Source organism: Brachybacterium sacelli (assembly GCF_017876545.1).
Lineage (GTDB): Bacteria > Actinomycetota > Actinomycetes > Actinomycetales > Dermabacteraceae > Brachybacterium > Brachybacterium sacelli.
On sequence record NZ_JAGIOD010000002.1, the window covers coordinates 96,458 to 111,346 of the forward strand.

General features: G+C 69.4%; 11 protein-coding genes and 1 pseudogene. 1 reads left to right on the top strand and 11 read right to left on the bottom strand.

What is annotated here, in order from left to right; all coding sequences use genetic code 11:
* Positions 1 to 89 precede the first annotated feature (89 nt).
* The 11 genes and pseudogenes from JOF43_RS14550 to JOF43_RS14600 form a co-directional block, all read right to left on the bottom strand.
* Positions 90 to 1,568 (bottom strand): serine hydrolase domain-containing protein, encoded by a 1,479-nt coding sequence (locus JOF43_RS14550; protein ID WP_209903463.1) that lies wholly within the window; start codon positions 1,566 to 1,568, stop codon positions 90 to 92.
* Between the two features lie 104 nt (positions 1,569 to 1,672).
* On the bottom strand, positions 1,673 to 1,870 hold the full coding sequence (locus JOF43_RS14555; RefSeq protein WP_209903465.1) for a P-loop nucleotide/nucleoside kinase family protein: 198 nt from the start codon (positions 1,868 to 1,870) through the stop codon (positions 1,673 to 1,675).
* 33 nt (positions 1,871 to 1,903) lie between these two features.
* Positions 1,904 to 2,195, bottom strand: a pseudogene (locus JOF43_RS14560) (IS3-like element ISAar45 family transposase); the annotation flags it as partial.
* Complete coding sequence (locus JOF43_RS14565; RefSeq protein ID WP_209903467.1) at positions 2,168 to 2,590, bottom strand: VOC family protein; 423 nt, start codon at positions 2,588 to 2,590, stop codon at positions 2,168 to 2,170. The gene JOF43_RS14565 and the pseudogene JOF43_RS14560, both read right to left, overlap by 28 nt.
* 34 nt (positions 2,591 to 2,624) lie before the next feature.
* Entirely contained in the window at positions 2,625 to 2,990 is a 366-nt protein-coding gene (locus JOF43_RS14570; RefSeq protein WP_342592264.1) for a helix-turn-helix transcriptional regulator, read from the bottom strand.
* Positions 2,991 to 3,156: 166 nt separating this feature from the next.
* Positions 3,157 to 4,023, bottom strand: a complete 867-nt coding sequence (locus tag JOF43_RS14575; protein WP_245354561.1) for a carbohydrate ABC transporter permease — start codon at positions 4,021 to 4,023, stop codon at positions 3,157 to 3,159.
* The gene (locus JOF43_RS14580) at positions 4,020 to 5,183 is read right to left on the bottom strand and encodes a carbohydrate ABC transporter permease (protein ID WP_209903471.1); all 1,164 of its coding nucleotides are present in this window, start codon (positions 5,181 to 5,183) and stop codon (positions 4,020 to 4,022) included. The genes JOF43_RS14575 and JOF43_RS14580 overlap by 4 nt, the downstream gene beginning before the upstream one ends.
* Entirely contained in the window at positions 5,180 to 6,526 is a 1,347-nt protein-coding gene (locus JOF43_RS14585; protein WP_209903473.1) for an ABC transporter substrate-binding protein, read from the bottom strand. Before JOF43_RS14585 ends, JOF43_RS14580 begins: the two co-directional genes overlap by 4 nt.
* Before the next feature lie 320 nt (positions 6,527 to 6,846).
* Complete coding sequence (gene topA / locus JOF43_RS14590; RefSeq protein ID WP_209903475.1) at positions 6,847 to 9,555, bottom strand: type I DNA topoisomerase; 2,709 nt, start codon at positions 9,553 to 9,555, stop codon at positions 6,847 to 6,849.
* Positions 9,556 to 9,657: 102 nt separating this feature from the next.
* Positions 9,658 to 10,653 carry a phosphatase PAP2 family protein gene (locus JOF43_RS14595; RefSeq protein ID WP_209903477.1) on the bottom strand — a complete coding sequence of 332 codons (996 nt, stop codon included), beginning with the start codon at positions 10,651 to 10,653 and terminating at the stop codon, positions 9,658 to 9,660.
* A complete protein-coding gene (locus JOF43_RS14600; protein ID WP_209903479.1) occupies positions 10,650 to 12,296 on the bottom strand; it encodes a DUF7059 domain-containing protein in 1,647 nt (548 codons plus the stop codon). Before JOF43_RS14600 ends, JOF43_RS14595 begins: the two co-directional genes overlap by 4 nt.
* 76 nt (positions 12,297 to 12,372) lie before the next feature.
* Between JOF43_RS14600 and JOF43_RS14605 the strand changes: the two genes are divergently transcribed.
* Positions 12,373 to 14,889 (top strand): DEAD/DEAH box helicase, encoded by a 2,517-nt coding sequence (locus JOF43_RS14605; RefSeq protein ID WP_209903481.1) that lies wholly within the window; start codon positions 12,373 to 12,375, stop codon positions 14,887 to 14,889.

A 14,889-nucleotide genomic window follows, 5' to 3' on the forward strand; every position in this document is an offset into this window, starting at 1 on the left:
ATCGCCAACTGTGCCACAGGCCGCAGCGACATGTAATACGCCGTACTGGGAAATCTGCACTTGAGGTGCTCTCCCGGGATGTGGGTCGCTCAACTCTCCTTCGAGTGGCTTGAACAGAAAGCCACGAGGCGTGCGGTGATGAGGAAGGTCCCTACGATTCCGGCGATGAGGATGAAGGTCGTGGCGGCCGGCCAGAGCGCGAAGGCGTCCAGGGGTGTGGCGGGATTCCTGGCGCCGGCGGTGAGCCCGAAGAAGACGAAGGCTGCGAGCGCTGGCATCACGGCCTGAGGGAGAAGGCGGAGCAGCCTGCGCCACCACCGGTGAGAGCGTCGCTCCCGAGCCCACACGCGTGCTCGCATGATGCCTCGCATTCCCAGCGCTGCGACGAGCAGGGTGGCCACGGCGATGGCGAGGTCGATGATCGTCGACGTGGGTGCACGTACCGAGGGCGTGTGGCCCTCGCTGATGTCGATCAGGCCGGTGCTGATCTCGAAGGGGTGGGAGATCGTGGGCGTGAACGTATTCAGTAGCACGGCGGTCGCGTACCCGTTGGAGGGGACGAGGTCCTGCCTGGCGCTGTATTTCGTCAACTCGCCGTCGTGCCCGATGCGCGCTGGATCCGTCGTGCTGGTGTGCTGCCATCCCATGGCATAGGTCCCGGCGTGGGGCTGCTTCTCGTGCGACTGCTCGACGAGGTCGGTGGAGAGCAGACGCGTTCCGTCGGCAGTGATTCCGCCCGCTTGCTGTACTGCGAGCCACGACCCCATGTCCTCGGCGGTGCTGATGACGCCTCCCGCTCCGCCCACGGAAGCTTTCAGCTCGGGCAGGTGCACTGCGAACCCGTACGCGGACACCGACCCACCGTCGAGACCTTGCCGGTCCGACACTGTCAGCACGGACGTCGTGTGGTCCATGCCCAGTGGAGTGAAGATGTGCCTGTCGAGGTACTTGTCGAAGGGTTCGCCCGAGACCGTCTGCACCAACAGTGCGAGTGTCCGATAGTTCAGATTGCTGTAGAGGTAGCTCGTTCCCGGGGTCGAGGCCGAGCTCAGATCGGCGATCCCCGCGACATCACCGGCGAGGGTGCCCGTGGGCTCGAGCACGAGGGGATTGGGCAGGCCCGAAGTGTGGTCCAGGAGCATCCGCACCGTGATTCTCGAGGGGTCGGCGCCGAGCACGCTGAAGTTCGGCAGGTAGTCGGTGATCGAGGCATCGAGCTCGATCTTCCCTCGGTCGACCTGCTGCAGGACCGAGAACGCGGTGAAGGATTTCGACAACGATCCGATCGACATCGGAGTGTCGGGCTGCACGTCTCCCGCCGCGCCCGTGGTGACGACATCTCCGTCCTCGACCACGACGTACGCCGCCCCGGCGAGACCGTTGCGCTCCGCGTACGACGACACGAAGTGCTCGGCGGCTGCGGCGTCGTAGTCGCGGGCCCCCGGATCCGCCTCGACCCGCGGCGCCGCGAGCATCGAGGTGCCGAGGAGACAGGCGATCACGATCGAAAGCACGAGGATTCGCCGCACGAGGGACAGTTGCCGGTACGGCCCAGCGATCAGATGCATGGAAGCATCCTGTCTGACGCTGGTCGTGCATCTCGAGGGGGAATCCCGTCGAGACGTTTTCGGGGTTCCTCCCCTTGCGCCGCGTGGTCGTGTTGACGGAGGCGCTACAGCTGGTCGCCCAGGGGTGGCCCGATGACGACCAACGGCCCTTCATCAGTGCTGGGCACCTCGAAGCGATCGAAGTACTCCGCAGCCACGGCCGGGTCCAGCGTGAAGTCGTCCCCGTGCTCCTCACGTCGGTGCTCAACTCGAGCCAGGCATGTTCGGCGATCGGTCGCCAGGTAGATGGTCTCCGGAACCACGCCGAGTCGTTGAAGCTGGGGACTGTTGCGCGATCAGGTGTCAGCTGGGGTCAGGCTGACGGTCTGGTTCCTGGTGGTCTCGTACTCGATGGGGGTCAATCGGCCGAGGCGTGTCTGTCGCCGGCGTCGGTGATAGGTCCGCTCGATCCACGTGATGATCGCGATCCTCAGCTCCTCTCGAGTCCGCCAACGTCTGCGGTCCAGACGTTCCTCTGGGGCAGGGCGAAGAACGATTCCAAGCCGCGATGTCGCTCGCAGCACCGACCTGCCCCATCGAGCCGATGAGGTGATGACGGTTCAAGGCATCGTGGAAAAGCTCTGATTGATGCGCACGAGGTTGCCGGCCGGATCACGGAAGGCGCAGTCCCTGACGCCGTAGTCCTGGTCGGTGGGTTCCTGGACGACCTCGGCACCGGCTGCCTGCATCTGGTCGAAGAGGGCGTCGACGTCATCCGTGGCGAGGGTGATGATGGCGTAGCTTCCCTTCGCCATGAGGCTCAGAACGGCTCGTAGTTCTTCTTCGCTCACCCCAGGGTCGAGTACGGGCGGGTGCAGGGCGATGGAGGTCTCGGGTTGCCCCGGGGGGCCTACGCGCAGCCACCTCATGTCGTCGTAGGCGTCGTCCTGGCGGACCTCGAAGCCGAGGCCGTCTCGGTAGAACGCCAACGCGGCATCGGCATCGGTATGTGGCAGGAAGCAATCCTGAATCATGATCTGCATGCTCGAAGGGTAGCCCTGCCCGACCTGAAGTCGCTTATCGATTCCTGACCGGTCTGCTCGCGATTTTCGCGACGCACGGTCGAAGACCCGGCGCTCTCGCGCTATCGCGATACTCGCTCGGTGGCATGCCGACCAACTCGTTGAAACGTGTGCTGAACGTCGGCACCGAGGAGAAGCCGACCAGGTGAGCAGCTTCGGTGACACGTAGATCGCCGCGTCGCAGCAGTGTCATCGCACGCTCGATACGTCGCGTCATCAGGTAGGAGTACGGCGGCTCGCCATACACACGAGAGAACTCACGGCTGAGGTGCCCGGCGGACATGTGCACCTGCCGAGCCAGAGCCCCCACGTCCAGGGGCTCGGCGTAGTAGCGGTCGATCCGGTCCCGTACACGCCGCATCCGCGTCAGAGCGGAGAGGTCCTGCTCGCGCTGAGGCTGCACCCCGCGATTGTCCCATCCCGGGCACGACATGGAGCACGAGAAGGATTGAGGTGCGGTGCGACCTGCGAAGGGCCCGAACGGTCCGTAAGGATCCCTGGCGGAACCCGAGTCCCACGTTCGTCGGTCACCCCTTGACGGAGCCGGCTGTCATGCCCCGCACCAGGAAGCGCTGCAGGGCGAAGAAGACGATCATCGGGATCACCATCGAGATGAAGGCGCCGGCGGTGAGGAGCTCGGCGCCCTGCCCCTGGGTGCCCAGCATCTGCTGCAGGTTCACGATGATCGTCTTGTTCTCGCCGCCGCCCAGGAACAGCTTGGCGATGAGCAGGTCGTTCCACACCCACAGGAACTGCAGGGTGGCGAAGGCTGCGATCGCCGGGGAGGACATCGGCGCGACCAGACGCCAGAACGTCTGGAAGTGCGAGGCGCCGTCGATCTTCGCGCTCTCGACGATTGAGCCCGGCAGGGTGGTCATGTAGTTGCGCAGGATGTACACCGCCAACGGCATGCCGAAGCCGGTGTGCAGCATCCACACCGCCACGAACTGCCCGTTGATCCCGAGTCCGCGCGGGCCCAGCAGATCCAGCATCGGCTGGAAGGACACCTGGATCGGGACCACCATCAGCGCGACGATGAGGATGAACAGCACGTCCTTGCCGGGGAAGCTGATGAACGTGAATGCGTAGGCGGCGAAGGCCGCGAACATGATCGGCAGCACCGTCGCCGGGACCGCTACCACGACCGAGTTGATCAGCGAGCCGGTCACGGTGGGATCCGTGAGCACCTGGGCGTAGTTCTCCAGGGTCCAGCCGCCCTTCCACAGGCCGGTCCACCAGCCGGTGCCGGCCGCCGCTTCCCGGGAGCGGAAGCTCGTCACCAGCAGACCGATCGTGGGGATCGTCCACAGGATCACGAGGATCGGCATGATGATCATCGCGACGGGGGAGCGCTTGCGCCCGTCCTTCATGGTCCCTCTCGCCGCCCCGTTCATCGGTTCGCCTCCTGCTGTCTGAAGCTCCTGACCTGGTAGACGAGGATCGGCAGGACGAGGATCAGGAGCACGACCACGATGGCCGAGGCCTGCCCGGCCTGCTGATCGGTGAACAGCTTCCGGAAGAAGAGGTTCGCGATCACGTCGGAGTCGTACAGACCGTTGGTCGTGACGTAGATGAGGTCGAAGACCTTCAGCACCAGGATCAGCACCGTGATCAGCACGGCGATGAGCGTGGGCCTGACCTGGGGGAACACGATCTGCCAGAAGATTCGGATCTCGCTGGCGCCGTCCACGCGACCCGCCTCGACCGTGTCCTCGGGGACCCCCTTGATCGCCGAGCTGATCAGCACCATCGCGAAGCCGGTCTGCAGCCATATCAGGATCACCATGAGCGCCAGCGAGTTCAGCCGGGCGGTGTCGATCTGATACCAGGGCTGGGGCTCGCCGCCGACGGCGGTCACGATCGCGTTCAGCAGGCCCGTCTGGGCCTCACCAGGGGAGTTGTAGGCGTACACCAGTCCCCAGATCGTCGCGGCGCCGACGAAGCTGATCGCCATCGGCAGGAAGATCATCGACTTCCCGACGTTCTCCCCGGCGGGGGAGAGCTTGTCTGCCAGCACCGCGACGGCGAGGCCGAAGGCGACCGTGAGCACGGGGACGATGAGGATCCACAGGAAGTTGTTCAGCAGGGTGGACCAGAAGTGGGCGCTGGAGAAGATGGCCCGGTAGTTCTCCAGTCCCACCCAGCCGGTGGAATCGTCGTTCGCGAAGGAGTACACGATCGTCTGCACCGTCGGGTACAGCAGGAAGATGCCGATCAGACTGAACCCCGGCAGCAGGAACGCGTAGGGGATGAGGCCGGCGGCGAACCTCGCGGGGAAGCCCTCGATGCAGATGTTCAGGAAATAGAAGAACACCAGGGAGCCGAGGATCCCGACGACCAGGCCCAGGATCCCGATGAGGATCCCGGAGCTCGCGAACCACTGCGGGTAGTAGGCGAAGGCGAGGAACGCGTTGCAGACGAACCAGGCCGTGATCGCCATGCCGAGTGCCCCGACGATCACGCGCACGGGGCGGGCCGTGCGACGCGGCTGCTCGTCCGTCCCCGTGGGGGCGGGACCGTCCGGTTCCTGCCGCGTGCGGGTCGCGGTGGTCATTGCGGCCACCCGTTCTCGATCTCGTCGCAGACCTCCTGGGAGGTCTTCGAGCCCTGCAGCCACTGGACCATGCCGGTCCAGAAGGAGCCGCCGCCGACCGCCGTCGGCATCAGGTCCGAGCCGTCGTACCGGAACGCCGCCGCCTCCGAGGCGATCGCGGCGATCTGCCGGGTGATCTCGGAGGAGTACAGCGACTGGTCGAAGGTGCGGTGGGGGCTCAGCCAGCCGCCGGCTTGCGCCCACTCCTTCCCGAACACGTCCGAGGTCAGGAACTCCATGACCTTCACGGTGTCGTCGTTGAGGGCGAACAGCGTGGCGAGGTCTCCGCCGCCCAGGATCGGCTGGCCGTCGAAGCCGCCCTCCCAGGTGGGCATCGCGTAGACGCCGACCTCCTCGTCCATGTTCGCCTGGACGTCCTCGGGGAAGAATCCGGTGACGAAGTTCCCCTGGCGCACGAGCATCGCCGTCGGCGGGTCGTCGAACAGGGGCAACGGGGCCTCGGAGAAGGGGGTGTTGATGATGGCGTCGGTGCCTCCCAGCACGTTGCCCTCGCCCTTGAGCAGGTCACCGACGAGGTCGAAGACGTCCACCACCTCCTTCGCGTTGAAGGGGATACGGTGCTGGACCCAGTCGTCGTAGACCACAGGGCCGTGGACGCGGAGCATGAACTCCTCGATCCAGTCGGTGCCCACCCAGCCGGTCGACTGGTCGGCACCCCAGCCGTCGGACCACGGCGCGATACCGGAGGCCTTGATCTCGTCGGTGATCTGGTAGAGCTCCTGCATCGTGGCGGGCTTGTCCGCGTAGCCGCCCTCCTCGTACGCCTGCTTCGGGTACCAGATCAGCGACTTGCAGGCCATGCGCATCGGAGCGCCGTAGACGCGCCCCTGCAGTCGGGCCGAGTCCAGGAACCCGGGGATCAGGGTCGAGTTCAGCCGGTCGTAGTCCAGGTACACGTCGATCGGGGTGATCATGCCCTTCTCCGCGAGGTCGAACATGCCACCGGGCTGCGGGAACAGTGCGATGTCGGGCGGATCGCCCGCCCCGGCACGCTGCTGGATGGTGTTGGTGAAGTCCGAGTCCGGCGTGTAGTTGATGGTGATCCCGGAGTCGGACTGGAAGGTCTCGAGCGCGGCGAGGAAGCCGTCCCGCTCCTGGCCGCCGAACTGACCGAGGACGGACACCGTCCCGGAGCCGGGGGTGTCGCCCGGGGTGTACCGCTCGACGGGCCCGCCGCCGTCCGTGCCCCCTGGATCCGGGTTCTGCAGGCATCCGGTCATCCCGAGAGCCGCGGTGGCCGCGGCCCCGGACATGACCGCCCGCCGACTGAGACGTCGATCCATGATCACTCCTTCGTGAGTCAACAACGAGCTCCTGGTCACACTCTAGGCGGACGGTTTCCCGACCCGAGGTGCGAGGCCCTCTCGGGACCGACTCGATGCCTCCCCGTGACCTGCGGTGGCCGGAGGGGACGGGATGTGACCGGAGGCGTCCGCCTACTCGCAGGATACGCGCACCTTGTCGGATTTGTCCGCTCCTGCGGGCGGGGAGGTGACGACCGCCCGCGGGAACCGCGTCACTCGGCATGCGACAGGGGCACGGACCAGGCGATGGTCCGTGCCCCTGAGGCGTGGTGGATCCGGCCCTCACGGGGCCGGTGGTCTCACTTCTTCGTCGTCGTGGTCTTCTTCCGCGTGGTGGTGCGCTTGGCGGGAGCCTTCTTCGTCGCCGGAACCTTCGCCCGCTTGTCCGCGAGCTTCTCGATGGCGACCTGCTCGGTGATCTCCTCGACCGACTCCGTCGCCCGGAGGGAGACGTTCGTGGCCCCGTCGGTGATGTACGGGCCGAAGCGGCCGTCCTTGATCACGATCGGCTTCTCGCTGGTCGGGTCGGTGCCGAGCTCCTTCAGCGGAGGCTTGGCGGCGGCGCGGCCGCGCGTCTTGGGCTGCGCGTAGAGCTTCTCGGCCTCCTCCATGGTGACGGTGAACAGCTGCTCCTCGGACTCCAGAGAGCGGGAGTCCGTCCCCTTCTTGAGGTAGGGGCCGTAGCGACCGTTCTGTGCTGTGACCTGCGTGCCGTCCTCTGTCGTGCCCACCACGCGCGGTAGGCTGAGAAGCTTCAGGGCATCCTCGAGGGTGACGGTGGCCAGATCCATCGACTTCAGCAGGGAGCCGGTGCGGGGCTTGGGCTTCTTCGACCGTGCCGAGGGCTTCTGCGTCGTGTCCCCGTCGTCGTCCGGCAGCACCTCGGTGACGTAGGGACCGAAGCGGCCGTCCTTGGCGACGATCTCGTGACCGGTCCCGGGGTCGGTGCCCAGCACTCGCCCGTCGTCCTTCGCCCGCTCCAGCATCTCCTTCGCCGTGGCGACGGTCAGCTCGTCGGGGGCGACGTCGTCGGGGACGGAGGAGCGCTGCGGGGCGGCATCCTCGATCAGCTCCCCGTTCTCGTCACGCGCCGCCCTTTCGACATAGGCGCCGTAGCGGCCCACGCGCAGCGTGATGCCCTCCCCGATCTCGATGCTGTTGATCGCGCGGGCGTCGATGTCGCCCAGGTCGTCGACCATGCGCTTGAGGCCGATGGGACCGTTCTCGCCGTCCCCGCGGTAGAACTCCTCGAGATACTGCTTGCGACCCAGCTCGCCCTGGGCCATGCGGTCCAGCTGCTGCTCCATCTGGGCGGTGAAGTCGTAGTCGATGAACGCCCCGAAGTGCTCCTCCAGCAGCCGCACCACGGCGAAGGCGGTCCAGCTGGGCACCAACGCGCTGCCGCGGCGCAGCACGTAGCCGCGGTCCTGCACGGTCGCGACGGTGGAGGCGTAGGTCGAGGGACGGCCGATGCCACGCTCCTCCAGCGCCCGCACCAGCGAGGCCTCGGTGAAGCGCGGCGGCGGCGTCGTGGAGTGGCCGTCCGGCGTCAGCTCGCGGGTGTCGAGCGCCTGACCCTCCTCCATCTGCGGCAGACGCTTGTCGCCGCTGCCCTCGGCGTCCTCGTTGCCGTACCGGGTGGCATCGCGGCCCTCCTCGTAGGCGGCGAGGAAGCCGCGGAAGGTGATCACGGTGCCGGCGGCGCGGAAGGTCGCGGTCCGCCCGGACTGCTCCAGGGAGAGCTCGACGGTGGAGGTGGTGCCCTTGGCATCGGCCATCTGCGAGGCGACGGTGCGCTTCCAGATCAGCTCGTACAGGCGGAACTCGTCGCCCGAGAGCTGGCCGGCCACGTCGGCGGGGGTGCGGAAGCGGTCCCCGGCCGGGCGGATCGCCTCGTGCGCCTCCTGCGCGCTCTGGGACTTGGTCTGGTAGTAGCGCGGCTTGTCCGGCACGTACTGGGAGCCGTAGAGCTCGGCAGCCTGACCGCGGGAGGCCTTGATCGCTTCCCCGGAGAGCGTGACCGAATCGGTACGCATGTAGGTGATGTAGCCGTTCTCGTACAGGGACTGCGCGACGCGCATCGCCTGTCGCGCCCCGAGGCGGAGCTTGCGCGAGGCCTCCTGCTGCAGCGAGGAGGTGGTGAACGGCGCGGCCGGCCGACGGGTGTATGGCTTCGACTCCAGAGCCGTGACCGTGGCCGGGGCAGCGGTGAGGGCCTCGACGAGAGTCTTCGTGGACTCCTCGGTCAGCACGGTGGCGGCCTGCGCCTTCGGCTTCAGGGTGCCGTTGTCGGCGAAGTCGCTGCCGGTGGCGACGCGGGCACCGTCGACGGTGGCGATCTTGGCGGTGAACTGCCCGGACTCCGCGGCGAAGGTGCCGGTCACATCCCAGTAGTCGGCGGCGACGAAGGCCATCCGCTCGCGCTCGCGCTCGACGACGAGGCGGGTCGCGACCGACTGCACGCGCCCGGCCGACAGGGACGGCTTGATCTTGCGCCACAGCACCGGGGACAGCTCGAAGCCGACCAGGCGATCCAGGATGCGCCGGGTCTCCTGCGCATCGACCAGGTGGGAGTCGATCTCGCGGGTGTTCTCCAGTGCGCCGCGGATCGCATCCTGCGTGATCTCGTGGAACACCATGCGCTTGACCGGCAGGGACTTCTTGGGCTTGAGGGTCTCCAGCAGATGCCAGGCGATGGCCTCTCCCTCGCGGTCCTCATCCGTGGCGAGGTAGAGGGTGTCGGCGTCCTTGAGGGCCTTCTTCAGGTCCGCGACGGTCTTCTTCTTGTCGGGGCTGACGATGTAGTACGGGTCGAAGCCGTCCTCCACGTCGACGCCGAACCGCCCGTAGGGGCCCTTCTTCATCTCGGCAGGCAGATCACGCGGCACCGGGATGTCTCGGATGTGTCCCACCGATGCCTGCACGATGAAGTCGTCGCCCAGGTACCGGCCGATGGTGCGGGCCTTCGCAGGGGACTCGACGATCACCAGATGCCGTCCGCCAGTCACGTTGATATGTCCTTCCTCGCCGCGTCGCGTCGCGGCCCGTCCGCCGTAGCTGAATGCCGTGGTCCGGGGTCCGCCGGACGCTCCCGAGCGCTCGGCGATTGCTCACGGTACACGGTCACCGGAGCGACTCCTGTGTGAGATCGGCGTGCGCAGCAGGAGCACCAGCGCCATCCACGCCGTCGTGCCGCCGCCGATCAGCGACGCCGTGGCGAGGAAGGATCCCAGCTGCTGGTCGACGTCCTCGAGGTCCAGCGGTCGTTGCAGGGTGCCGAGCTCGAAGGCGCCGTAGGCCAGACCCGCGAACCCTGCCAGTACCAGTACCGCGGCGATCACCGCATCGGGACGTGACATGCGCAGACGCTGCGGAGCGCCGGCGTCGGCGGTGCCCGGGCCCTCGCGGCGCCGCCGGCCGTGCCCGGGGGCGGGTGCGGCGCGGGTGAGGCGATGGCGGGTGTGGAGGCCGTCGAGGAACAGGACCAGGAAGGTCCAGGCGGCGACGATCACGATCGCGCCGACGACGTCGCTGGGACGGTGCCAGCCCAGCACCAGCGTCCCGATGCCGGCCGCGGCGGTCCACACCGCACCCAGCGGGGCCAGGACCACGCGCGCCCGGCCCGAGGCGAGCACGACGGCGACCGTCGCCGCCGCGGCGAGGGTGGTGTGCCCGGAGGGGAAGGAGTTCGGGGTGATGTCGATGCCGGGCCCCAGCGCTTCGCGGGAGACCACCAGGTGCTTGACGATCTGGGTGGTGACGTTCGCGCCGATGGTCAGCAGCGCCAGCGGGAGCAGCAGCGCGAGGCGCCGGCGCAGCAGCACCAGCACGACGGAGGCCGCGAGCAGGCCGGCCATCACCGGGGTGCTCACCGTGCCCACGGCGGTCGCCGCGTACCGGGCCAGGGTCCCCTCCTCGTCCTGGGCGCCCGAGAGGATCAGCTGGTCCAGGCGCTGTCCGCTCGCAGTGCCCACCGCGGTGCGGGCCAGCAGCACGATCAGGGTGGCACTGACGGCCGCGGCCAGCAGTGCGAGCAGCGGACGGGCGGTGGCGCCGCGAGGTCGCGGTGACGGCGACGCGGCCCGGGTGCGGGAGGGATCGCTCACAGGCTCACCATCCCGGTGACCACGAGATCCCGCACGAGCGGCAGCACCCGTTCGCGGGCCTGGTCCGGGTCGTCGTCGGTCAGGGCGCACACCGCGGCGAGCACCTGGCCGAGGGTGAGGGTGCCGTCGAGGGCGCCGACGGTCGCGGCCAGGACCTGATCGGCGCGGACCACCCGGGCGAGACCAGCACCCTGGGCCAGCTCGATCAGCATCGGATCCCAGGCACCGGGCGTGAGATGACGGCGCTCGAGCACGTCCGCGGCGCGCACGAGCCGGCGCGCCTCGAGCGACTCGTCGTCGAGGTCCGCGAGGACGTCGAGTGCGGTCAGGCCGTCGGCGAGGTGGGTGGCCAGCGACCCCGTGCCGGTGCCGGTGGCCACCTCGGTGCGCAGCACACCGCGCCGGAAGGAGGTATCGGTGCCGGGCGCGGCCGGGGAAGCGTGCGGGGCCCGGCCGGGGCGACGCAGCAGGAGGTAGCCGAAGCCGATGCCGTCGACGTCGCGAGCGGCGAAATCCTCGAGCCAGGAGCCCAGCAGCGTGGCCCACCGGGGGTCGCGGTCGGTGATGCCGGCGTCGCGGGCCCACGTCTCCGCGTACTGCGCGGGGTCCTCCTGCTCGCGCTGGATCACCCAGGTGTCGACCCCGTCGGCCGCGGCGGTCTCCGACCAGGCACGGGGGTGGGCGTCCCAGGCGGCCCCGTCGGTGATCTCCCAGTTGCCGAGCAGGACGGCGCGGCCGTCTGCGGCGAGGTGCCCGGGCAGGGCGGTCAACAGCTCTGCCAGCAGGGTGTCGCCGGCGCGGCCGCCGTCGCGGTAGGTCCACACCGTGGGGTCGTGATCGGCGGAACGGACCGAGTTCCCGCGAGGGGTGATGACGAAGGGCGGGTTGGAGACGATCAGGTCGAAGGTCTCGCCGGCGACCGGCTCCAGCAGGGAGCCCTGGCGCAGCTCGAGGTCGATCCCGTTGAGCGCGGCGTTGAAGGCGGCGAAGGCAAGTGCCCGTGCGGACAGATCCGTGGCGACCACCCGCTCGGCGTGGCGGGTGGCGTGCATCGCCTGGATCCCACCGCCGCAGCCGAGGTCCAGCACCGACCCCACCGGCTGGCGCGGCGTGATCCGTGCCAGGGTCAGCGAGGCGCCGCCCACGCCCAGGACGTGCTCGGGCCCCAGTTCTCGGCCGGTCGCCAGTTCCGAGAGGTCCGAGGCGATCCACCAGGTGATCTCGCCCGCATCGTCGCTCGCGGAGTAGGGGGACAGGTCGATCAGGGCGCGCAGCGGGGTGTCGGGGTCGTCGTCGGTGTGGTCCTCGCCCCCGGACGGCCCTGGAGCGGAGGCGGGGCCGAGCAGCCCCAGCTGCAGGGCGCCCTCGACACCGAGCGTGGGCAGAGCTCGCTGCACCAGTGAGCGCGGCACCAGGACGCCCAGGGTGAACAGTCGCAGCAGCACCGCGGCGGGCTCGCGCAGAGGAGCCAGCACGCGGCGGGCCGGGACCGCGTTCTCCCGGGCCAGTGCCGAGGCGGCGACGGGGCCCAGCAGGGCCTCGGTGGCCTCGCTCGTGTACGGAGCGGCGAGCAGATCGGCACGCAGGGCGGCGATCTGCGACGGCAGCGTCCTCGGGGGAGCCGATGGTGCGTCGGGTGGCATGGCTACGATTGTGCCCCAGCCACCTGGCGCGGACCGGGAGACCGGGTGTGCACCATGGAGAGGGATCGAGGAGCGGATGCGGGCAGGCAGAGCGGCCGACCTCCTGGCCGACCTTTCGCAGCCGCTGATCCGCAGGACGTGCCTCACCCATGTCGAGGAGCGCCCTGCGCGGGCCGGCCGCCGAGGCAGCTTCCCCGACTGGGTGGACCCGCGCCTGCTCGAGCATCTGGGGGAGCGGGGGATCACCGCGCCGTGGACCCATCAGGAGCAGGCGGCGCAGCTGGCGCACGAGGGGACGAACGTGGTCCTCGCCACCGCGACCGCCTCCGGCAAGTCGCTGGCCTACCTCCTGCCGGTGCTCACCGCCGTCGGTGCCCGGGAGCTCGACCCCGCGGCGCGTCGTGCCACCGCCCTGTACCTCTCCCCGACCAAGGCGCTGGCCGCTGACCAGCTGACCAACATCACTGCGATGTCCGACGGGGCGGGGATCCGCGACGCCCGGATCGCGGTCTACGACGGCGACACCCCGAGCGAGCAGCGGCGCTGGGTGCGGCGTCACGGCACGGTGGTGCTGACCAACCCCGACATGCTGCACTTCGGGATCCTCCCCGGGCACGAGCAGTGGGCGAGCTTCTTCCGGGCGCTGCGCTACGTGGTCATCGACGAGTGCCACAGCTACCGGGGCGTGTTCGGCGGTCACGTGTCGATGGTGATGCGGCGACTGCGACGGATCGCGGCGCACTATCGCGCCGAACCCACGTTCATCCTGGCTTCCGCCACGACCGCGAATCCCGAGCTGTCGGCGAGCCGACTGATCGGTCAGGACGTCACCCCGGTCACCGAGGACGCCTCGCCCCGCGCCGGGCTGACGGTGGGCCTGTGGGAGCCGGGCACCCGTACCCGGGTCGACGGTCGAGGCCCGGGCGGCGCGCCGGAGACCCCTTCCGGTCCGGCCGCGACTGCGACGGCGGATCCCGACAGGGCCGGGGACGATGCCGTGGGGGTCGGCGCCGTCGACCCCGGAGAGGCCGGGGGAGAGGGCGGAAGCATCGGCGGCCCGGGGAGCCGTCCCGATGCCGAGGAACCGCTGCGCCGCTCGGCCACCAGCGAGGCCTCGGCCCTTCTCGCCGACCTCGTCGAGCAGGAGGTCCAGACCCTCGTCTTCGCCCGTTCCCGGCGCGGGGCGGAGCTCGTCTCGAGCGGGGCACGGCGCCTGCTCGAGCAGAAGTCCGAGCGCTCCCACTCCCCGCAGCTCGCCGATCGGGCGCAGCGGGTGGCCGCCTATCGCGGCGGCTACCTGGCCCGGGAGCGCCGGGAGCTCGAGGACGCACTGCGCTCCGGGGAGCTCAAGGCGCTGGCCTCGACGAATGCGCTCGAGCTGGGCATCGACATCGCCGGACTGGACGCCGTGGTGATCGCCGGCTGGCCCGGCACCCGCGCCTCCCTGTGGCAGCAGTTCGGCCGTGCCGGGCGCCGCCAGGAGCGCGGCGGCGACGCGCTGGCGCTGTTCGTCGCGCGGGAGGATCCGCTGGACACCTATGTCGTCCACCATCCCGAGACCGTGTTCGGCGCGGAGGTCGAGGCGGCGGTCTTCGACCCCTCGAATCCCTACGTGATGACGCCCCACCTGTGCGCCGCGGCCTCCGAGCTCGCGATCCGCGACGGCGAGGAGGAGATCTTCGGACCCACCGCGCGGGAGCTGCTGTCCACCCTGGCCGCCCGGGGCGTGCTGCGTGCGAGACCGACCGGCTGGTACTGGACCTTGACCGAGTCCGCGCACGAGCTGACCGACCTGCGCGGCAGCGGCGGTGAACCGGTGCGGATCGTCGAGGAGTCCAGCGGCACCCTGCTCGGCACCGTCGACGCCGCCAGCGCCCACACCCAGGTCCACGACGGCGCCGTCTACCTCCATCAGCGCACGAGCTACGTCGTCCGCCACCTCGACGTCGAGCGCGCGGTCGCCTTCGTCCGCCGCGAGGACCCGCTGCACTCCACCCACCCGCAGTCCTCCTCGACCATCCGCATCCGCCAGACGGACCGCGAGATCGCCTGGTCGGGCGGCGTGCAGCTGTGCTTCGGCACCGTCGACGTCACCGACCAGGTCACCGGTTACCAGGTGCGTGACGTGTTCACGCAGACGGTGCTCGCCCAGCACCCGCTCGACCTGCCTCCGCGCACCCTGACCACGAAGGCCGTCTGGTGGGTGATCCCCCGAACACGGACCGACGGTGCGGAGATCCCCGGCGAGGAGCTGCCCGGCGCCCTGCACGCGGCCGAGCATGCGGCGATCTCGATGCTGCCGCTGCTGGCGACCTGCGACCGCTGGGACATCGGCGGGGTCTCGGCCGCCCAGCACGAGGACACCGGCGAGCCGACGATCTTCGTCTACGACGGCGCCCCGGGCGGTGCCGGATTCGCCGAGCGCGGGGCGGACGACGCCGAGGCGTGGGTGCGGGCGACCGCCGACATGATCGCCGAGTGCGGGTGCGAGGCGGGCTGCCCCGCCTGCGTCGTCTCGCCCAAGTGCGGCAACGGCAACGAGCCGCTGTCCAAGCCGGAGGCCCAGAAGCTGCTGCAGCTGCTGCACCCCTGA